Annotated in this window: 16 protein-coding genes; 11 read left to right on the plus strand and 5 right to left on the minus strand. The window is 75.3% G+C overall.

The features are described from left to right. Positions 1 to 262 precede the first annotated feature (262 nt). Positions 263 to 1729 carry a PP2C family protein-serine/threonine phosphatase gene (locus CG747_RS25390; RefSeq protein ID WP_100604127.1) on the minus strand — a complete coding sequence of 489 codons (1467 nt, stop codon included), beginning with the start codon at positions 1727 to 1729 and terminating at the stop codon, positions 263 to 265. 312 nt (positions 1730 to 2041) lie between these two features. Here CG747_RS25390 and CG747_RS25395 point away from each other — a divergent pair, with 312 nt between their 5' ends. From CG747_RS25395 to CG747_RS25415, 5 genes are all read left to right on the plus strand, one after another. Beyond that, positions 2042 to 3466 carry a hypothetical protein gene (locus CG747_RS25395; protein WP_100604128.1) on the plus strand — a complete coding sequence of 475 codons (1425 nt, stop codon included), beginning with the start codon at positions 2042 to 2044 and terminating at the stop codon, positions 3464 to 3466. 110 nt (positions 3467 to 3576) lie between these two features. Then, positions 3577 to 4710: a glycosyltransferase family 1 protein gene (locus tag CG747_RS25400; protein ID WP_100604129.1), complete on the plus strand. Its 1134-nt coding sequence runs from the start codon at positions 3577 to 3579 to the stop codon at positions 4708 to 4710. After that, positions 4707 to 5945 carry a glycosyltransferase gene (locus tag CG747_RS25405; protein WP_100604130.1) on the plus strand — a complete coding sequence of 413 codons (1239 nt, stop codon included), beginning with the start codon at positions 4707 to 4709 and terminating at the stop codon, positions 5943 to 5945. The genes CG747_RS25400 and CG747_RS25405 overlap by 4 nt, the downstream gene beginning before the upstream one ends. Next, positions 5942 to 6802, plus strand: a complete 861-nt coding sequence (locus tag CG747_RS25410) for an SGNH/GDSL hydrolase family protein (RefSeq protein WP_100604131.1) — start codon at positions 5942 to 5944, stop codon at positions 6800 to 6802. Before CG747_RS25405 ends, CG747_RS25410 begins: the two co-directional genes overlap by 4 nt. Continuing rightward, a complete protein-coding gene (locus tag CG747_RS25415) occupies positions 6799 to 10416 on the plus strand; it encodes a hydantoinase B/oxoprolinase family protein (protein ID WP_100604132.1) in 3618 nt (1205 codons plus the stop codon). The genes CG747_RS25410 and CG747_RS25415 overlap by 4 nt, the downstream gene beginning before the upstream one ends. 61 nt (positions 10417 to 10477) lie before the next feature. Here CG747_RS25415 and CG747_RS25420 read toward each other — a convergent pair whose 3' ends face one another. The 4 genes from CG747_RS25420 to CG747_RS25435 all read right to left on the minus strand — a co-directional run bounded on the left by CG747_RS25420 (position 10478) and on the right by CG747_RS25435 (position 13317). After that, a complete protein-coding gene (locus CG747_RS25420) occupies positions 10478 to 10762 on the minus strand; it encodes a hypothetical protein (protein ID WP_100604133.1) in 285 nt (94 codons plus the stop codon). A gap of 166 nt (positions 10763 to 10928) precedes the next feature. Next, positions 10929 to 11822 carry a biotin-dependent carboxyltransferase family protein gene (locus tag CG747_RS25425; protein ID WP_100604134.1) on the minus strand — a complete coding sequence of 298 codons (894 nt, stop codon included), beginning with the start codon at positions 11820 to 11822 and terminating at the stop codon, positions 10929 to 10931. After that, a complete protein-coding gene (pxpB, locus tag CG747_RS25430; protein ID WP_374701816.1) occupies positions 11819 to 12544 on the minus strand; it encodes a 5-oxoprolinase subunit PxpB in 726 nt (241 codons plus the stop codon). The genes CG747_RS25425 and pxpB overlap by 4 nt, the downstream gene beginning before the upstream one ends. After that, positions 12541 to 13317, minus strand: coding sequence for a LamB/YcsF family protein (locus CG747_RS25435; RefSeq protein ID WP_100604135.1), 777 nt, complete (start codon positions 13315 to 13317; stop codon positions 12541 to 12543). Before CG747_RS25435 ends, pxpB begins: the two co-directional genes overlap by 4 nt. 203 nt (positions 13318 to 13520) lie before the next feature. Here CG747_RS25435 and CG747_RS25440 point away from each other — a divergent pair, with 203 nt between their 5' ends. The 6 genes from CG747_RS25440 (at position 13521) to CG747_RS25465 (ending at position 19642) form a co-directional block, all read left to right on the plus strand. After that, positions 13521 to 14264 carry a GntR family transcriptional regulator gene (locus tag CG747_RS25440; protein WP_100604136.1) on the plus strand — a complete coding sequence of 248 codons (744 nt, stop codon included), beginning with the start codon at positions 13521 to 13523 and terminating at the stop codon, positions 14262 to 14264. 183 nt (positions 14265 to 14447) lie between these two features. Further along, on the plus strand, positions 14448 to 15158 hold the full coding sequence (locus CG747_RS25445) for a DUF969 domain-containing protein (protein ID WP_100604137.1): 711 nt from the start codon (positions 14448 to 14450) through the stop codon (positions 15156 to 15158). Beyond that, a complete protein-coding gene (locus tag CG747_RS25450; protein WP_100604138.1) occupies positions 15155 to 16123 on the plus strand; it encodes a DUF979 domain-containing protein in 969 nt (322 codons plus the stop codon). The genes CG747_RS25445 and CG747_RS25450 overlap by 4 nt, the downstream gene beginning before the upstream one ends. A 77-nt stretch (positions 16124 to 16200) precedes the next feature. Beyond that, positions 16201 to 16863: a pyroglutamyl-peptidase I gene (gene pcp / locus CG747_RS25455; protein WP_100604139.1), complete on the plus strand. Its 663-nt coding sequence runs from the start codon at positions 16201 to 16203 to the stop codon at positions 16861 to 16863. A 132-nt stretch (positions 16864 to 16995) separates the two neighbouring features. After that, a complete protein-coding gene (locus CG747_RS25460) occupies positions 16996 to 18534 on the plus strand; it encodes a hypothetical protein (protein WP_100604140.1) in 1539 nt (512 codons plus the stop codon). Positions 18535 to 18628: 94 nt separating this feature from the next. After that, positions 18629 to 19642, plus strand: coding sequence for a hypothetical protein (locus tag CG747_RS25465; RefSeq protein ID WP_100604141.1), 1014 nt, complete (start codon positions 18629 to 18631; stop codon positions 19640 to 19642). Position 19643 lies beyond the last annotated feature (1 nt).

Raw genomic sequence — 19643 nt, forward strand, 5'->3', positions numbered from 1 at the left:
CGGGGCGGGCCCATGCCCGCGCCCGCGAGCACGCCGACGACGGCGCGCCCCCACCTTCGACCGACCGAGAGTCGAACCGGCCCTGCCCCTCAATGCCGACATCCGCTACCCACACCCACGTACCCAGGGGAGCACCCTGCCGAAAGACCTGCCAACTGCGCTGTATCAGCGATATATGACGTTCCGTCAATAGAACCCGAGTCACTTGACGAGGTGGCCGGCGCCCCCGCAGCCGGTCAGCCCTCGACGGTCGCGCCGTGCGTCAGTCGCCGACCTTGGCGATCAGCACACAGGCGTCGTCCTCCCGCTCGGCGGTGCCGAACTCCTCGACCACGATACGGACGCTCTCCTGGGCGCTGCGGGCCGCGCCGAACCGCGGCGCCAGGGCCAGCAGGCGCTCGGTGCCCTCATGGGTGCTGTCCGGGCCGTGGGTGCGGCGCGGCACCAGCCCATCGGTGTGGAGTACCAGCAGGTCGCCCGGCTCCAGTCGCTCGGCGTGCTGGCCGTAGCTCGCGCCCGTCGTGGCGCCGAGCAGCACGCCCTCCGGCGCGTCCAGGGCGCGCCCCGTGCCGCCGCGGAACAGCAGCGGTGCGGGGTGCCCGGCCTGGGCCCACTCCAGCGCCCGCGTCGCGGGATCGAACTGGCAGCACACCGCGCTGCCCAGTGCCGGCTGGGTGGCGCTGTCCAGCAGTTGGTTGAGGAAACCCATCAGCTGGCCGGGCCGGTGTCCCGCGACGGCCATGCCGCGCAGCGCGCCGAGCGCCATCGCCATGCCGGACGTCGCCGCGACGCCGTGCCCGGTGAGGTCGCCGACGCTCAACAGCGTGCGCCCGTCGGGGAGTTGGAGTGCGTCGTACCAGTCGCCGCCGATCAGGGCGGAGGTGCCGGCCGGCAGATAGCGCCCGGCGAGGTCCAGGGTGACGGGGCCGCCCTCGGGGAAGCGCAGCGAACCGCGCCAGGGCGGCAGCACGGCCTCTTGCAGCTCGACCGCGAGCCGGTGCTCGGTCTGCGCGACGTGCCGCTGGCGCCGGAGCGAGTCACCGGTCTCGCGCACCGCCGACTGGCTGCGGCGCAGCTCGCTGACGTCGCGGAGCACGGCCCACATGCAGGCCGTGCTGCCGTCGGCGTCGAGCACCGGTTCGCCGACCATGTGGACTGTGCGGTGGACGGAGTCGGCGCGCACGATGCGGAACTCGCCGTCGATCGGCCGGCCGTCCACCAGGCAGTCGGTGACCATCACGGCCAGCTTCTCCTGGTCGTCGGCGTGTACCAGGGACGGCAGCTCGTCCAGGGTGAGCGGGCCGTCGGCCGGCTCCCGGCCGAACATCGTGAAGAGCTCGTCGGACCAGGTCGCGTCGTCGGTGAGGAGGTTCCACTCGGCGCTGCCCACCCGGCGCAGCAGCGCACCGGGCTCGGGCGCCTCGGGCTCGGGCGGGGCCGCCGGCGCCTCGACGTGCGGCTCCGGACCCTCGGCGAGCGTGCCGGGCAGGCCCTCTCTGAGTTGGTCGAGGTGACCGCCGAGGTCGTCCAGATGGTGGACGGCGAGGTCGCACAGCGCCCGCTGCCAGCGCAGCTGCGGGTCGGCGGCGAGGTCACCGGCCACCGAGGACTCTCTGCGTACGGCGTCGAGGCCACCGCGCAGGGTGCGGGCCTGCGAGATGAGTGCCTCGACCGCGTCACGCTCGGGGGTCCGATCGGCTGGGTGATCCGCGAAGAGAGGGGGCGGCATGACGTACTCCGTGATCAGGCGGCGCCGGAACGTATGGGCCGGTTACGACTCTTGCACAGGCTGCGACGGTGCGTAAGGGATTTGGCACTACCCGATACGGTGGTGCATCTGGCATATGCCATCGGCTTCCTTGCGGCAACCGGGCCCGAATCGGCGGAATCAAAGGTTCCACGCTAGGCTGCGGCCGCCGTACAGCTGTCTACCCCACCGATCCATGGTGGGAACGACGCATAGGGCCCGCGGTCACCGGCAAGAATGCCGGTCAGCGGAAATCCCGTTGCCAGCCTGTCCCCCGCACCGGATGCTGACCTCATGTTCGATCCAGACATAGCGCCCAGTGGCACCCTGCTCGGCCTCCTTCAGCGAGGCCGCGGCGACGGGACCCTGCATGCCCTCGCGGCGCCGCGGGCCGAGGCGCTCGCGGCACTCAACGACAGTGTGCTGCGCGATGCGCGCCGGGACTGGCAGGTGGAGAACCGTTCGCTCTACTACGCGCGCCTCTACATGCAGCTCGACGGCGGCCTGGAGGAGATCGAACGGCACCTCTTCCACCCCGACGACCTCACCGACACCAGCGAGGAGCGCACCGGCCTCGCCCTCTCCGTCCTCGGCCACCTCGCCGCGTACGGCAGGGACGCCGCCCGGCTGCTGCTGCGCAGCTACGCCGCGGTCGGCAGCAACTGGCGCTGGGCCCTCGACGAGCTCGCGCTGCGTGACGACGACGCCGGGTTGACCGGCCTGGCGCCCGCCGTCCTGGCCCGCTTCCCCGAGACCCCGGAGGGCGACGCCGCGCTGGCCGTCACCGTGCGCGACGCCTTCGAGCCCCGGCCCTGGCGGCTGTGGGCCGAGGACGCCCGCTACGGCACGCGGCTGGCCGCCGCCGACGAGCAGGGTTCCTTCGACCGCTGGCAGCGGCAGCTCCGGCCGCGCGGCCCGCGCCCCGGCTGGAGCGTGGCCGAGGTGCTGGACTGGGCCCAGCAGGAGCTCGAACCGCGTCCCGGTGAGCACCGCTACATCGCCGCCGCCCGCTGCCTGAGCGCCGTCGCCGGTCCCGAGGACCGCGCCGAGCTGCTGCGGGCCGGCCGCGGCGGACCCGACACGCCGCGTGCCGCGGTCCTGCACCACCTTGCCGAGCGCGGCGACCCGGAGGTTCTCGACCTCATCGAGGCCGCCGCCACCGACCCGCTCTCCGGCGAGCCGCTGGTCGCCGCCGCGCTCTCCGCCTACGAGCGGATGCGCAGCGTGGCGGCCGTCGAGCGGGCCCGGATCTGGGCCGTGCGCGCCGACCGGCTGGGGGCGTCCGCCGCCGCGATGCTGGCCCGCCGCGGTGCCCGCCGCGACGCCGACCTGGTGCTGGCCGCGCTGCGCCGCACGGTGCGGGAAGAGGGGCCGGACGCCTGCGCGCTGTGGGAACTGGCGGACGGCGCCGGCCGCCTCGGGATCGTCTGCGCCGCCCCCGTGCTGCGCCACCTCTACCGCGAGACCTCCTCCTCGCACCTGCGCGGCCGGGCCGCCGCCGCGCTCGCCGCCACCGACCCCGGGTTCGCGGCCGGCTTCGCCGTCGAGTGCCTGTGGGACTGCGAGGAGACCACCCGGGAACTGGCCGCCCGGCACGCGGCCACCGGCGACGACCGGGTCGTCGAACAGCTCCGCCGCCTCGCCGCCGACCCGGCCGAGGAGGCCGAGGTGCAGACCGCGGTCCGCGCCCGTTTCGGACCGGACGCCTCGGCGGTGTGAGGCCGCCCGGGCCCGCCTGACCGGGCGGGTGGGCGAACGCTCATGGGACGTTCGCCGGTTGGAAAGATCCCCTTGGCCCGGTCCACGCACGGTGCGCCGACAACAGCGTTATGCGTGTCGTCCTCGTCACCGAATCCTTCCCGCCCGACGTCAACGGCGTCGCGCACTGCACCCTGGAAACCGCCCGCCACCTCGTCCGGCGCGGGCACGAACCACTGGTCATCGCGCCGCTGGCGAACTCCGTACCGGCCGTCGCCCCGCACGTGCAGGAGAGCCCGTGCCCGGTGGTGCGGGTGCCCTCGATGCCGCTGCCCGGATACCCGCAGGTGCGGATCGCGCTGCCCGGGCGGCGGCTGTCCGCGGCGCTGGACGGGCACCGGCCCGACCTCGTGCACCTGGCCAGCCCGTTCGTCCTGGGGGCGCGGGGCATGGCGGCCGCGGCCCGGCGCGGGGTGCCGGCGGTCGCGGTCTACCAGACCGACATGGCGCGGTACGCGCGCACCTACCTGGGGCGCGGCGGCGCGGCGGCCTGGCGGCGGATCCGGGCGGTGCACGCCGCCGCCGACCTCACCTTGGCCCCGTCGAGCGCGGCGCTGCTGGACTTGACCGAGCACGGAGTGCCGCGGGTGCGGCTGTGGCCGCGCGGGGTGGACTCGGCGCGGTTCCACCCCGGGCGGCGGGACACGGTGCTCCGCAGCTCATTGCTGGCGGGGCGGGAGTTGCTGGTGGGATACGTGGGGCGGTTGGCGCCGGAGAAGGACGTGCGGCTGCTGGGTGCGACCTCCCGGCTCCCCGGGGTCCGCACCGTGGTCATCGGGGAGGGGCCCAGCGCCGCCGCCCTGCGGGCGCAGCTGCCGGAGGTGCGGTTCCTGGGACGGCGGACCGGCGATGAACTGGCCCGCCTGTACGCCTCGTTGGACGTGTTCGTGCACACCGGGCCGTACGAGACCTTCTGCCAGACCGTGCAGGAGGCGATGGCGTCCGGCGTCCCGGTGGTCGCGCCGGCCGCCGGTGGGCCGCTGGACCTCGTCGATCACGGGCGGACCGGGCTGCTGGTCCCGCCCGGGGACGGCAGCGCGCTCCGGGACGCGGTCCGGACGCTGGGCGGCAACGCGGAGCTGCGGGTGCGGTACGGCGCCGCCGGGCGGCAGGCCGTCGCGACCCGCACCTGGGAGGCGGTCGGCGACCAACTGCTGGGCCACTACCAGGACGTGCTGTCCGACCGGACGGCGGTGGCGGTGTGACCGCCGGCCGGACCCGGGACGCCCGGAGGGGGCTGCGGATCGTCCGGATCGCCAATTTCGTCACCCCGTCCTCCGGCGGGTTGCGCACCGCCCTGCACGAGCTCGGCGCCGGGTACCGGGCGGCCGGCCACGAGCCGGTGCTCATCGTGCCGGGCCCGCCGGACGCGGTGGGCCCGCGCGGCTTCCGGGACGAGGAGACCGCACAGGGCCGGGTGCTCACCCTCCCCGGGCCGCCGGTGCCCGGCACCGGCGGCTACCGGGTGCTGACCGACCGCCGCCGACTGCAACATCTGCTGGCCGAGCTGGCCCCGGACCGGCTGGAGGTCTCGGACCGGACGACGCTGCGCTGGACGGGCGAGTGGGCGCGCCGGGCCAGGGTCCCCGCGGTGATGGTGTCGCACGAGAGCGTGGACGGGGTGCTGCGCACCTGGGGCGTGCCGCGCCCGCTGGCCCGCACGGTCGCCGACCGGGCCAACGCCCGTACCGCGTACGCCTACAGCCGGGTGGTGTGCACCACCGAGTGGGCGGCGGCGGAGTTCCTCCGGGCCGGGGCGCGGAACGTGGTGCGGGCGCCCCTCGGGGTCGATCTCGCCGCCCGGCACCCGGGCCTGCGCAGCGCCGGCCTGCGCGGCCGGTACGCCGGACGGGCCGCCGTGCTGCTGCTGATGTGCTCCCGGCTGTCGACCGAGAAGCGGCCCGGCCGGGCCCTGGACGCGCTCGTCGAGCTGCGCGGTCGGGGCGTCGACGCGGCGTTGGTGGTGGCCGGCGACGGGCCGCTGCGGGCCCGGCTGGAGAGCCGGGCGCGGGCCGCGCGGCTGCCGGTGACGTTCCTCGGGCACCTCGCCGACCGGACCGGGCTGGCGGCGCTCCAGGCTGCCGCCGACCTGGTCCTGGCGCCCGGCCCGGCCGAGACGTTCGGGCTCGCCGCGCTGGAGGCGCTGGCCTGCGGCACCCCGGTGGTGGCCAGCGCCGCCTCGGCGCTGGCCGGGCTGGTGGACGACGGCGGGGACACCGCACTCGACGACGGCCCGTCCTTCGCGGACGCGGTGCAGCGGGTGCTGGCCCGGCCCGAGCCGGTCCGCCGGGCCGCCGCCCGGCGGTGCGCCGAAGGGTACGGCTGGCAGCCGGCGGTGGCCGCGTTCCTGGCGGCCCACGACGCCCCCAGGCCGGCCGGCGGGCGGCGGCCGGCCACACCGGCCGGGCCGCGTGCGACGGGTCCCTGGGGGCGGCGGTGACGCCCCCGTTCGTGGCCCTCGGGGACTCGCTCACCGAAGGGCTCGGCGACCCGGTGGCGGGCGGCGGCTGGCGGGGCTGGGCGGCACTGCTGGCCGACGCGCTGGGGGAACGGCCGGGCGACGTCCCCCTGGTGAACCTGGCGCGCAGCGGGGCGCTGGCGGCCGAGGTGGCGCAGGAGCAGCTGCCGCAGGCTCGGGCGCTCGCCCCGCGCTTCGCGTCCGTCGTGGTCGGGGCCAACGACACGCTGCGCGCCGCGTTCGCCATCGAGCGGGTGGCCGCGGCACTGGACCGGGCGCACGCCGCCCTGAGCGGCGACGGGACGGTGGTGCTGACGGCGTGTCTGCCCGACCCCGGCCGGATGCTGGGGCTGCCCGCGCCGCTGGCCCGCCCGTTGGCCCGCCGGATGCGCGCCGTCAACACCGTCGTGCACGCGGTCGGCGCGCGCTACGGCGGCGTCCACGTCCATCTCGCCGACCACCCCTGGGTGGCCGACCGGGCCACCTGGAGCGTGGACCGGCTGCACCCCAGCGAGCGCGGCCACCGGCTGCTGGCCCGCGGCTTCCACACCGCGCTGGCCGCCCGCGGACTGGCCGGTGGGCCGCCGCCCCCGCTCACCCTCGACGGCCCGCCGCCGACTCGGGCCGGCTCGCTGGTGTGGATGGCGACCCGAGGCACCCGGTGGGTGGCCGACCGGTGCACCGACCTGTTGCCCGGCCTGCTGGCGCTGGCCGTACGGGAGTGCCGGTACGGCCTGGCCGGATCCGGGCGGTTGCTGGACGCCGCCGCCGAACGGGCCACCCGCAGCGCCCTCGCGGCCCTGTCGGAACCGGGCGGCGCTGCGACAATGGCGGGATGACCGGGCGCTGGGAGTTCTGGATCGACCGCGGCGGCACCTTCACCGACGTGGTGGGCAGACGGCCGGACGGGCGCCTGGTCACCGGCAAGCTGCTCTCCCACCACCCCGAGCGCTACCGGGACGCCGCGGTCGCCGGGATCCGGATGATGCTGGGGCTCGGCCCGGACGAACCGGTGCCCGCCGAGCGGGTCTCGGTCGTCCGGATGGGCACCACCGTCGCCACCAACGCCCTCCTGGAGCGCACGGGCGAGCCGACGGTGCTGCTGACCACCGAAGGGTTCCGGGACGCGCTGCGGATCGCGTACCAGAACCGGCCGCGGATCTTCGACCGGCGGATCGTGCTGCCCGAGGCGCTCTACGACCGGGTGATCGAGGTGCCGGAACGGGTCGGCGCCCACGGCGAGCCGGTCCGGCCGCTCGACCGGGAGCCCGTCCGCCGGGAGCTGCGGCGGGCCCGCGCGGACGGCCTGCGCAGCGCCGCCGTGGTGCTGCTGCACGGCTACCGGCACACCGCGCACGAGCGGGCGGTCGCCGAGCTGGCCGAGAAGGCGGGCTTCACCCAGGTCAGCTGCTCGCACGAGGTCAGTCCGCTGATGAAGCTGGTGCCGCGCGGGGACACCACGGTCGTCGACGCGTACCTCTCGCCGATCCTGCGGCGGTACGTCGACGAGGTCGCGGCCCAACTCCCCGGTATCCGGCTGCTGTTCATGCAGTCCAACGGCGGGCTGCGGGAGGCCACCCACTTCCGGGGCAAGGACGCGGTGCTGTCCGGTCCGGCGGGCGGGGTGGTCGGCATGGTGCGGACCGCCGCGGAGGCGGGCGGGCGGGGTCCGGGCGGCGCGGTCCGGGTGATCGGCTTCGACATGGGCGGCACCTCCACCGACGTGTCGCACTACGCGGGCGAGTTCGAGCGGATCTACGGCAGCGAGGTCGCCGGGGTGCGGATGCGCGCCCCGATGATGAACATCCACACCGTCGCGGCCGGCGGCGGCTCCGTGCTGCACTTCGACGGCCGCCGGTACCGGGTCGGCCCCGACTCGGCCGGCGCGGACCCCGGACCGGCCTGCTACCGCCGCGGCGGCCCGCTCACCGTCACCGACGCCAACGTGATGCTCGGCCGCATCCAACCCGACCACTTCCCGGCGGTGTTCGGGCCGGCCGGCGACCAGCGGCTGGACGCCGCGACGGTCCGCACCCGGTTCGCGGAGCTGGCCGCCCGGGCCGCCGCCGCGACCGGGGACGACCGCGGCCCCGAGGACGTCGCCGCCGGCTTCCTGGACATCGCGGTGCTCAACATGGCCAACGCGGTCAAGAAGATCTCCGTCCAGCGCGGCCGGGACATCACCCGCTACGCCCTGGTCGCCTTCGGCGGCGCGGGCGGCCAGCACGCCTGCGCGGTCGCCGACGCGCTGGGCGTCGCCACTGTCCTGGTCCCGCCGCTGGCCGGGGTGCTCTCCGCGTACGGGATCGGGGTCGCCGACGCCACCGCGATGCGGGAACAGGCCGTCGAGGAGCGGTTCGACGCACCGGGGGCGATGGACCGGGTCCGCGCGGTGTGCGACGGCCTCGCCGGCCAGACCCGGCGGGAACTCCTGGACGACGGCGTGCCGGCGGCCTCGCTCACCACCCGCGCCCGGGTCCTGGTCCGCTACGCCGGGACCGACGCCGCTCTCGGCGTCCCGCTCGCCGACGCCGCGACCATGGCCGCGGAGTTCGTCCGGGCGCACCGCGAACGGTACGCCTTCACCATGGACAAGCCGCTGGTCGCCGAGGCGGTGTCGGTGGAGGCGCGCGGCGCGGCCGGCGGCGCGGCCGACTACGCCGTTCGACTCGCCGAGCGGGAAGGGGAGTTGAAGGCGGTGGCGACCGTTCGGACGTACGCCGGCGGGTGCTGGCGGGACACCGCGCTGTACCGCCGTACCGACCTGCGGCCCGGCGACTCCCTCACCGGCCCGGCGATCATCGCCGAGGACGACGCCACGACCGTCCTCGACCCCGACTGGCGGGCCACCGTCGGCGAGCGCGGCCACCTGCGGCTCACCCGGGACCGGCCGCGCCCCGGACGGACCGCCGTCGGCACCGCGGCGGACCCGGTGATGCTGGAGGTCTTCAACAGCCTCTTCATGGCCATCGCCGAGCAGATGGGCGTCCGGCTGGAGAACACCGCGCACTCCGTCAACATCAAGGAGCGGCTGGACTTCTCCTGTGCGCTGTTCGACGCCGAGGGCAACCTGATCGCCAACGCGCCGCACATTCCCGTGCACCTGGGCTCGATGGGGGAGTCCATCAAGGAGGTGCTGCGGCGGCGCGGCGACGATCTGCGGCCGGGCGACGTCTACGCGATCAACGACCCGTACCACGGAGGGACGCATCTGCCGGACATCACCGTCGTCACCCCGGTGTTCGGCACCGACGGGCGCGAGTTGCTGTTCCTCGTCGCCTCCCGCGGGCACCACGCCGAGATCGGCGGCATCACCCCGGGCTCGATGCCCGCCTTCAGCAGCACCATCCAGGAGGAGGGCGTGCTCTTCGACAACTGGCTGCTGGTCCGCGACGGCCGGCTGCGCGAGCGGGAGACCCGCGACCTGCTCACCGCCGGGCCGTACCCGTCCCGCGCCCCGGACGTCAACCTCGCCGACCTGCGCGCCCAGATCGCCGCGAACGAGAAGGGCATCCACGAACTGCGGCGGATGACCGAGGAGTTCGGGCTGGACGTCGTCCGGGCGTACATGGGGCACGTCCAGGACAACGCCGAGGAGTCGGTGCGGCGGATCCTCGGCCGGCTCTCGGACGGCAGCTGCCGCTACGAGACGGACAGCGGGGCGGAGATCCGGGTCGCGCTGACCGTCGACCGGGCGGCCCGCGGCGCGGTGCTGGACTTCGCCGGCACGTCACCGCAGCAGCCCGGCAACGCCAACGCGCCGAGTTCGGTGGTGATGGCGGCGGTGCTGTACGTGCTGCGGACCCTGGTCGCCGAGGACATCCCGCTCAACAGCGGCTGCCTCAAGCCCGTCGAGGTCCGCATCCCGGAGGGCTCGATGCTGGCGCCCGTCTTCCCGGCGGCCACCGTCGCGGGCAACGTCGAGACCTCCCAGGCGGTCACCGGGGCGCTCTACGCGGCGCTGGGCATCCAGGCCGAGGGCTCCGGCACGATGAACAACCTCACCTTCGGCAACGAACGGGTGCAGTACTACGAGACGGTCGCCAGCGGCTCGGGTGCCGGCGACGGCTTCGACGGGGCGGACGCCGTGCAGACCCACATGACCAACTCCCGGCTGACCGACCCCGAGGTCCTGGAATGGCGCTGCCCCGTCCGGGTCGACGGCTTCGCCCTGCGCGACGGCAGCGGCGGCACCGGCCGCTGGCACGGGGGCCGCGGGGTGGAGCGCCGACTGCGGTTCCTGGAGCCGATGACGATCGCCCTGCTCTCCAACCACCGGCGGGTCGCGCCGTACGGCATGGCCGGCGGCGGGCCGGGCGCGCTCGGCGCCAACTTCCTGGAGCGGGCCGATGGTTCGGTCGAGCGGCTGCGGGGCTGTGACGCGGCGGAGGTCGGGGTGGACGACGTGCTGGTGATCCGGACGCCGGGGGGCGGGGGGTACGGGGTGGCGTAGCCGGCGCCCGGCCGCGGGCACCGTCGGGTCCGCGGCCGGGCGCGTCGGGCATGGCCGCCCGTCACTCCCCTTCTGCCGCGCGGCGGCACGCCTCGAAGGCGATCACCGCGGGGACGTAGTCCCGCCGCAGCTCGGTGTAGCAGGCCCGGACGGCCTCGGGGCCGCCCTCGGCGCCGATGAGACAGGCCCGTTCGACCACTTCGGGATTGGCTTGGGGGTGCTGTTCCAGGACGGTGTAGAAGCACGCCTGCGGGGTCGCGTGGGCGGCCGGGGCGAGGGCGACGACGCCGCCGAGGGCGAGGGCGAGACCGCTGAGCGCGGCGGTGAGGCGCGGGGCGAGACGCATGGTGGACACGGTTCCTTCCGTGCGGGAGCCCGAGTAGGTCACTCGGGGCAGTTGATCCGCTACGGACTGTGCCCGTCCGTGCTGTCGGCGACGCCGGGGCGGGCGGGGCACCGGGCGTGAATGCCCGGCGCTCGGGGCGCACTTGAGGCGGTGGTGCGCGGCGCCGTCACCGGGCGGGCGCCGGCCGGCCCGGCCGTCGGCCGATGCGCACGAACCGGACCGGAGTCCCCGGTGCCGCCTGGGCCGCCGGGGCCAGGAAGCGCTCCGGGACCACGCCGACGACCGGATAGCCGCCGGTGGTGGGGTGGTCGTGCAGGAACAGCACCGGCAGGCCGTTCGGCGGGACCTGAAGGGCGCCCAACGGCATCCCCTCACTGGGGAGTTCACCGTCCCTGGCGCGCTCCAGGGGCGGGCCCTCGGTGCGCAGCCCGATCCGGTTGGACGCCGCGGAGACCCGGAACCGGCCGGTGGCCAGGGTGCGCAGCCCGTCGGCGGTGAACCAGGCGTCGCGCGGACCGGGCAGGAACGGCAGCACCAACTCGGCCGCCGGCCCGGTGTGCGGCACCGCGTCGGCGGCTGCCGACGGCCCGTAAGGCGAGCCCAGCGGGAGCACCGCGCCGTCCGCGAGCAGGTCCGGGCCCAGGCCGGAGAGCAGGTCGGCGGCGCGGCTGCCGAGCACCGGCTCGGTGGCGATGCCGCCGGCGAAGGCGAGGTGGCAGCGGACTCCGTGGGTGGCCGGACCGGCCTCCAGCACGGCACCGGCCGGCACGTGCAGCGGGGCGCCCCAGGGGGCGGGGCGGCCGTCCACCGTCACCGGGCAGGCGGCGCCGGTGACCGCGACCGTGGTGGCGGTGCGCAGTCGGACGGCGCAGCCGGTGAGGGTGGTCTCCAGGGTGGCCGCCGACGCGGGGTTGCCCACCAGGCGGTTGGCGAGCCGGTGCGCGGGCTCGTCCAGGGCTCCGGAGCGCGGCACCCCGAGGTGGGCGTGGCCGGGCCGGCCGAGGTCCTGGACGGTGGTGAGCGCACCGGCCCGGACCACCGAGAGGGCGCGGTCGGTCATCGGGCGGGCTCCTCGGGGAGGCGTTCGGGGCGGGACGGGGCGGTGCGCGGGGCCGGTACGGGGGCGTCCACGGGGACGAAGCGGACGGGGGTGCCGGGGGCCAGCAGGGCCGCCGGTTCGCGCCGCGGGTCCCACAGGACGGCGTCGGTGCGGCCGATCAACTGCCAGCCGCCGGGGGAGGGGCGCGGATAGACGCCGGTGTACGGGCCGGCCAGGCCGACCGAGCCGACCGGGACCCGGGTGCGGGGGGTCGCCCGGCGCGGGACGTGCAGCCGCTCCGGAAGCCCCGTCAGATAGCCGAAGCCGGGCGCGAATCCGCAGAACGCGACCCGGAAGGCGGTGCCGGAGTGCGACCGGACCACCTCGTCGGGGGTGACGCCCCACAGGGCGGCGACCTCGGCGAGGTCGGGCCCGTCGTAGCGGACCGGGATCTCCACGGCCGGGCGGTCGCCGGCGGACAGCGGGGGGATCCGCCAGCCGGCCAGCTCCGCGCCCAGCGCCGGGGGGTCGGCCAGGCCGTCGAGGAAGACCGTCCGGGCGGCCGGCACGATCTCGCGGACCGCCGGGAGCGTGCCGGCGGCGGCGCGCCGCAGCAGCTCGGCGTGGAGCGCCTCGACGTCCTCGTCGCCGTTCAGCTCGATCAGCAGTCCGTGGTCGCCGACCGGCAGTGCGCGCAGCGGCAGCGGCCCGGCGGTGCGCGGCGCGCCGCCGTCCGGCGTCACGCGAAGCTCCGGACGCGGACGCCGGCCGCGGTCAGCTCGGCCCGTACCCGCCGCGCCAGTTCGGCCGCGCCCGGGGTGTCGCCGTGCAGGCAGAGGGAGCGCGCGGCGACCGTGATCCGGGTGCCGTCGCGGGAGGTGACCGCACCGTCGCGGGCCAGGCCCACCGCGCGCTTGACCACCGCGTCGGGGTCGTGGACGACCGCGCCCGGTTCCCGGCGCGGCACCAGGGTGCCCTGATCGGTGTAGGCGCGGTCGGCGAACGCCTCGCCGACGACGGGGAGGTCGGCCTCCGCGGCGGCCTGGTGCAGCCGGGAGCCGGGCAGGCCGAGGACGGGCAGTCGGCCGCCCGCGGCGCGGATCCCGGCGGCCACCGCGGCGGCCTGTTCGGCGTCGTGCACGCAGCGGTTGTAGAGCGCGCCGTGCGGTTTGGCGTAGCCGACGCGGGCTCCGGCGGCGCGGGCGAAGACCTCCAACGCGCCAATCTGGTACGTGATCTCGTCGGCGAGTTCCTCGGGCGGCACGTCCATGGCGCGGCGTCCGAAGCCGGCCAGATCGCGGTAGGAGACCTGGGCGCCGATCACCACGCCGCGCTCGGCGGCCAGCGCGCAGACCCGGCGCATGGTGGACGGGTCGCCGGCGTGGAAGCCGCAGGCCACGTTGGCGCTGGTGACGACGGACAGCAGGGCCTCGTCGTCGGTGAGGTGCCAGCGGCCGAACCCTTCCCCGAGGTCGGCGTTGAGGTCGATGGGGGGAGGGGCCGCCGGGTTGCTCATGGATGTCCGTTCCGGGTGCGGGGTGCAGTGCGGATGCGGGAGGTGGCCGCGGCGATGCCGAGGCGCAAGCCAACGTACAGATCGTTCAACGATCCGACAAGAGGCGTGTTGTCCCATCCCGTCATCTGGGATTGACTGCGGCTGACATCGCAGTGGGGCGGGCCTCGTCGGTCCGTTCCGGACGGGACGGAGCGGACAGCGGGATGGCCGGCGGAATGGCGAAGAACGATCAACGGCGGCTCGCCGAGGTCGCGGGACTGGAACGGGACCGCGCCCTGCTGGGCCGCGCCAGCACGGCCGAACGGGTCGCCGACATCCTGCGGGACCGGATCACCGAGGGCTACTTCTCGCCCGGCGCGAGGCTGTCCGAGGAGAGCATCGGCGGTGCGCTGGGCGTCTCCCGCAACACCCTCCGCGAGTCGTTCCGGCTGCTCACCCACGAGCGGCTGCTGGAGCACCGGCTCAACCGCGGGGTCTTCGTGCGGATGGTGACCGTCGAGGACCTCGACGACATCTTCCGGGTGCGGCTGCTGGTGGAGTGCGCCGCGGTGCGCGGACTGGGTCAGGGCCCGTACGACGCCGCCACCACCGCGTCGGTGGCCGCGATCGAGGCGGCGGTGCGGGCCGGCGAGGACGCCGCCGCGGCCCGGGTCTGGGAGGAGCTCTCGACCGCCAACATCCGCTTCCACCAGGCCGTCGTGGCGCTGGCCGGCAGCCCGCGGACCGACGAGCTGATGCGCGGCGTGCTGGCCGAACTCCGACTGGTCTTCCACGTGATGGCCGATCCGCAGCGCTTCTACGCGCCCTACCTGGTCCGCAACCGGCAGATCGCGGAGTCGCTGGTGGCCGGCGACGCGGCCGCCGCCGAGCCGCTGCTGCGCGCCTATCTGGAGGACTCGCGCGGCCAGTTGTCGGCGGCGTACGCCCAGCGCATCGCCGAGGGGTAACCGCGCTCTCGTTTCCTCGCCGCCGACCCCTTGTCGGATCGTTGAACAATCGAATAGCCTCCGCAGCAATCTCCAGAGCAACCCCTCTCTCCGGAGCAACCCCTCAACGCTCCCCGGACGCCTGCGGCCCGTTCGAACCGTGGCACGCACCCGTCGGGGAACCCGTACGCGGAAGGCGGAGCCATGATCGTGCTCCTCGGCGTGCTCGTGGTCGTGATCGGATTCGCCACGAAACGCAATGCCCTGCTGGTCGTCGCGGTGGCCGGCATCACCACCGGCCTCCTCGGCGGACTCTCGCCCACGAAGGTGCTGGCCGCCTTCGGCGAGGGCTTCGCCGGCAGCCGGGCGGTGACCATCTTCGCGATCACCCTCCCGGTCATCGGCCTGCTGGAGCGCTACGGCCTCCAGGAACAGGCCCGCACTCTCATCGCCCGGTTCGGGCGCCTCACCACCGGGCGCTTCCTCGCGCTCTACCTGGGCCTGCGGCAGATCGGCGCCGCCGTCGGACTGACCAACGTCTTCGGGCACGCCCAGACCGTCCGCCCGCTCGCCGTCCCGATGGCGGAGGGCGCCGCCGAGCGCCGCTACGGCCCGCTCCCCGCCCGCACCCGGGAGAAGATCCGCTCGTTCGCGGCCGGCGCGGACAACGTCGGCCTCTTCTTCGGGGAGGACGTCTTCCTCGCCGTCGGCTCGATCCTGCTGATCACCGGCTTCGTCAACACCACCTACGGGACCCACCTCGAACCGCTGCAACTGGCGCTGTGGGCCATCCCCACCGCGCTGTGCGCCTTCGTCGTCCACGGCTGGCGGCTGCTGAGCCTGGACCGCCGACTGGAGCGCGAACTGCTCGCCGCCAACGCCCACCCCACCACCGCAGCGGAGACCACCCGATGATCAAGGCAGAGTGGTTCTACTGGCTCGTCGGCCTCAGCTTCCTGGTGATGGCCGCCCAGATGGTCGCCGACCGCGGCAACCCCAAGCGCTTCGGCACCGGCGCCTTCTGGGGCCTGATCGGCGCCGGGTTCATCTACAGCAGCTGGGTGGTCACCAAGCAGGCGCCGGCCGAGCCACTGGGCGCCGCCGTGCTGGTGATGGCCGCCCTGGCAGGCTTCGGCTTCACCGGGCGCGGCAACCCGCGCACCACCACCCCGGAGGAGCGCACCGCGAGCGCCGCCCGCCTGGGCAACAAGCTCTTCGTCCCGGCGCTGACCATCCCGGTCGTCGCGATGGCCTGCGCCATCGGCGTCAAACACCTCTCCATCGGGGGCCGACCGGTCCTCCAGGAGGGCAGCGAGACCATCCTGGGCCTCGGCATCGGCGCGGTCGCCGCGCTCGTCGTCGGCATGGTGATGCTGCGCGAGAAGCGGCCCTCGGTGCCCGTCCAGGCCGGCCGCGGCATGCTGGAGGCGATGGGCTGGGCGATGCTGCTGCCGCAGATGCTGGCCACGCTCGGCGCCATCTTCCAGGTCTCCGGCGTCGGCGGCCAGGTCGGCAAGCTCGCCAGCGCCGTGCTGCCGAAGGACTCCCTCTACGTCGCCGTCGTCGTCTACTGCGTGGGCATGTTCGCCTTCACGCTCATCATGGGCAACGCCTTCGCCGCCTTCCCCGTGATGACCGCCGCGGTCGGCTGGCCCGTCCTCATCGGGCACTTCCACGGAAATCCGGCCGCCGTCCTGGCCCTCGGCATGCTCGCCGGCTTCTGCGGGACGCTGGTCACCCCGATGGCCGCCAACTTCAACATCGTCCCGGCGGCGCTGCTGGAACTGAAGGACCAGTACGGGCCCATCAAGGCGCAGTTGCCGACCGCCGGCATCCTGCTGGGCTGCAACATCGTGATCATGGCGCTGTTCGCGTTCTGACCTGCCCGGCGGCCGCCACCGGCCGCCGGGCCCCGCCCCCACCTGCCGACCGCCCGAGCCGCCCCGAGAGGGACCCCATGACGTCCACCACCCCGCCGACCCGCGTCCTGTTCACCGGATTCGCACCGTTCGACGGCGCGGCCACCAACCCCTCCTGGCAGGCGGTGCGCACCGCGGCGGCCACCCCGCTCGCCGGGCTGGCGCTGCACACCGCCGAACTGCCCTGCGTCTACGGCGCCGCCCTGACCGCCCTGCGCACCGCGATCGACGAGACGCGCCCCGACCTCGTGGTGGCCGTCGGGCAGGCGGGCGGGCGCCCGGACATCACCGTCGAGCGGGTCGCCCTCAACGTCGACGACGCCCGCATACCCGACAACGCGGGGGCCGAGCCGATCGACGAACCGATCGTGCCGGACGGGCCCGCCGCGTACTTCTCCACCCTCCCGATCAAGGCGTGCGTGGCGGCCGTCCGCGCCGCCGGCCTGCCGGCCTCGGTCTCCAACACCGCCGGGACCTTCGTCTGCAACCACGTCTTCTACGGACTCGCCCACCTCATCGCCGCCGAACTCCCGCACATACGCGGCGGATTCGTGCACGTCCCGTACGCGCCCGAGCAGGTCACCGACCGCGCCCAGCCGTCGCTGCCGGTCGACGCGGTCGCCACCGCACTGCGCGAGATCGCCGCCACCGCCGCCCGGACGCGCACCGACCTCCGGGTCGCGGAGGGGGCCACGCACTGACCCGCCGGCGCCGCCGGTAAAATGATCAGCCGGCCGGCCCACGGGACCGCCAAGGGACCCGGGCCCGGCCCGCCCCTGAGGGGATCCGCGCCGTTTCGTCCGTTGTCGGTGCCAGCGCCTACTCTGTGCGACGTGACTTTTTCCGCCCCGGGGGCCGCTGCGCCCCAGCTCAACGGCCACAGCCGGCCCGCGCCGGGCCCGGCCGCCGACGAAGGACTGGCCCGCCGGCTGCGCGCCCTCGCGTGCACCGCGCCGCTGCACGACCTCGACGCGCGCAAGGCCAACCTCGCGGGCGAGTACGGGGTCTACGCGATGGCGGAGGTGGCGCTCGCCGTCATCGACCTGGTCACCCTGAACATGGACTTCGACACCGGCGCCGACCACGAGGAGATAGTGGCCAAGGTCCTGCCGCGGGTCGCCGCCCAGGCCCCGGACCGCCCCGCCGCGGAGCACGAGCGGGTGGCCCGCTGGGTGCTGGAGAACCTCATCAACGTCGGCAGCGTCGACCGCGGCTTCCGCGCCGTCTACGGCACCTTCACCACCGACGGCGAGTACGTCCGCCGCGACTACGACTTCAAGCTGATCGAAGAGGTCCCCGGCCCCGGCGGCACCGTCTACCTCCGCGCCACCGACGAGGCGGTCAACGTCCTCGTCGGCGCCCTCGACACGGACGTCACCAGCGCCCAGATCGCCGCCGAGGTCAAGCTGGAGGTGCTGATCAGCCGCGGCCGGCTGGCCGATGCCCAGCTCGCCGCCGAGCAGGCCCGCTACCGCACCGTCCAGTACGCCGAGACCCTCCGCAAGACCCTGGAGGCCACCCGGCGCAACGTCCGCTCGGTCGACTGGCTGCGCACCGTCCCCGACATGATCAACGAGGCGCTGGACCACGTCGCGGACCGCTACCGCCACGAGAACGCCATCCTCACCAACATCCGCAAGGCCCGCGACGAGGCCGAGGCCGTCGACGCGAAGACCGGCGAGCACAAGCGGCGCGCCGCCGAACTCGTCGACATCGTCAAGGACTGCATCCGCCGGCACACCCAGCTCCAGTCCCGGCTCCTGGAGGCCGGCCCGCTCTTCCGCGCCGAACAGGACCGCCAGGCGTTCGCCGCCCCCGCCGCCCGCACCGGCCTCGACCTCTACGGCCAGCTCGTCGCCCCCGTCCTCCCGCTCCCCGTCGAGCAGGCCACCCGGGTCACCGACGCCTTCTTCGCCCGCGGCACGGGGCTGCGCACCCCCGCCGCCGTCCGGGTCGCCGACCTCGTCGAGGTGCTGCTCACCCCGCCCATGGAGCGCGAGCACCTGGGCGCCGAGATGCCCGAGCCCGACCTGGTGGCCACGCCCGACGACAGCCGCTTCAGCGAGGCCCAGCTCGACGCCGCGATGGCCCTGCTCACCCTGCCCGCCGACGCCCCCCGCCGGCTCTCCGGCCTGCTCGCCGAGGCCCGCCGCAGCGACCCCGAACTCCCGTACCTGGTGGCCCTGTTGGCGGTGCACGCCGCCAGCCCCCCGGTCGGCACCGCCTACCGCCAGGGCGAGCAGCAGCTGCTCTTCGCCGTCGACGACGGCACCGAGCTGACCGACCCCGAGTTCGGCGGCGCGGACCTCATCGTCGGCACCGCCCTGCTGGACGCGGCCGGGATGGCCGCCGACCGCTCGGAGGTGGCCTGATGCCCGCCGCGCGGCACCGCCGCCGGATAGCGGCCGGACCGCCCCCGCCCCGCTACGAGATACCCCCGACCGTCCCCCGCAAGGAGCTCCGCCCGTGACCCAGTACGACGCCGACGAGGTGCCGCAGCCCGACCCGGCGCCCGGCACCGGCGAAGCGGCCTGGGGCGCACCCGCCGACGCCCCCGAACCGGCCCCGGCCGGCGCCTCGCCGTTCCCCGAGATCTCGGCTCCTCCCCCACTCTCGCCTTCGCTCGACCGGGGGGACCCCCATGACCAGGGGAGGCCCCAATCCCCCGCCGACGCCGCCGACGCCGCCCGGCTGGTCTCCTTCGGCCTCCAGCCCAAGCTGCTGCCGGCCCGGGACGCCGAATACGCCGAGCTGCTCCGCCGCTATCGGGACGAGCCCCCCTTCGCCCGGCTCGCCGACGCCGTCGCCGGCGGCCTCGGGCTGATCGTCCTGGAGGTCTCCACCCGCGCCGGGATGGCCGTCACCGCCGCCGAGGACTCCGTCTTCGCCGTCCGGATGGGCGACTACGCCCGCCGCGCCTCCGCCGACTCCGCCGACCGCTTCCTGCACGGCCTGGCCCACCTGGCCATCGCCGCCATGTCCTTCCCGCGCCCCGAGGACCTCGCCGACGACGGCTACATCGGCCGGATCACCGTCAACGGCGTCGACGCCTTCGTCCGGCAGGCCTGCCGCCGCCTCACGGAGCGCGCCGAACAGGACGGCGAGAACACCGACCCGGCCACCGAAGCCCCCGGCCTGGAGTCCGCCTGGCGGGTCTACGCCCGGCGCAGCGCCACGGGAGCCACCAAGGACGCCCGGCGGCTGGCCGGCTCCACCACCGGCATCATCGCCAAGGCCGTCACCTTCCTCGTCGACTCCGGCTTCCTCCAGCGCACCGGCGACGACGCCGGCGGCGCCTACCGCACCACCGCCCGCTACCAACTCCAGGTCCGCGACATGGCCGGCACCGCCGCCATGGCCGAACTGCTGGAGCTCGGCATCGTCCCGGTCTCCGACGGCAGCGCCTCGCTGCTGCCCGGCGAGGAGTCCGACGACCTCGACCTGGTCGCCGAGGCCGGGCTGCCCTTCCACTCCGGCTGAC

This window comes from Streptomyces sp. CB02959 (assembly GCF_002803155.1).
Taxonomy (GTDB): Bacteria; Actinomycetota; Actinomycetes; order Streptomycetales; family Streptomycetaceae; genus Streptomyces.

Bases quoted from the DNA above. Each gene is read 5' to 3' on its own strand.
- CG747_RS25390 (WP_100604127.1), bottom strand. From the start codon at position 1,729: ATGCCGCCCCCTCTCTTCGCGGATCACCCAGCCGATCGGACCCCCGAG.
- CG747_RS25395 (WP_100604128.1), top strand. From the start codon at position 2,042: ATGTTCGATCCAGACATAGCGCCCAGTGGCACCCTGCTCGGCCTCCTT.
- CG747_RS25400 (WP_100604129.1), top strand. From the start codon at position 3,577: ATGCGTGTCGTCCTCGTCACCGAATCCTTCCCGCCCGACGTCAACGGC.
- CG747_RS25415 (WP_100604132.1), top strand. From the start codon at position 6,799: ATGACCGGGCGCTGGGAGTTCTGGATCGACCGCGGCGGCACCTTCACC.
- CG747_RS25420 (WP_100604133.1), bottom strand. From the start codon at position 10,762: ATGCGTCTCGCCCCGCGCCTCACCGCCGCGCTCAGCGGTCTCGCCCTC.
- CG747_RS25425 (WP_100604134.1), bottom strand. From the start codon at position 11,822: ATGACCGACCGCGCCCTCTCGGTGGTCCGGGCCGGTGCGCTCACCACC.
- CG747_RS25435 (WP_100604135.1), bottom strand. From the start codon at position 13,317: ATGAGCAACCCGGCGGCCCCTCCCCCCATCGACCTCAACGCCGACCTC.
- CG747_RS25440 (WP_100604136.1), top strand. From the start codon at position 13,521: ATGGCCGGCGGAATGGCGAAGAACGATCAACGGCGGCTCGCCGAGGTC.
- CG747_RS25445 (WP_100604137.1), top strand. From the start codon at position 14,448: ATGATCGTGCTCCTCGGCGTGCTCGTGGTCGTGATCGGATTCGCCACG.
- CG747_RS25450 (WP_100604138.1), top strand. From the start codon at position 15,155: ATGATCAAGGCAGAGTGGTTCTACTGGCTCGTCGGCCTCAGCTTCCTG.
- pcp (WP_100604139.1), top strand. From the start codon at position 16,201: ATGACGTCCACCACCCCGCCGACCCGCGTCCTGTTCACCGGATTCGCA.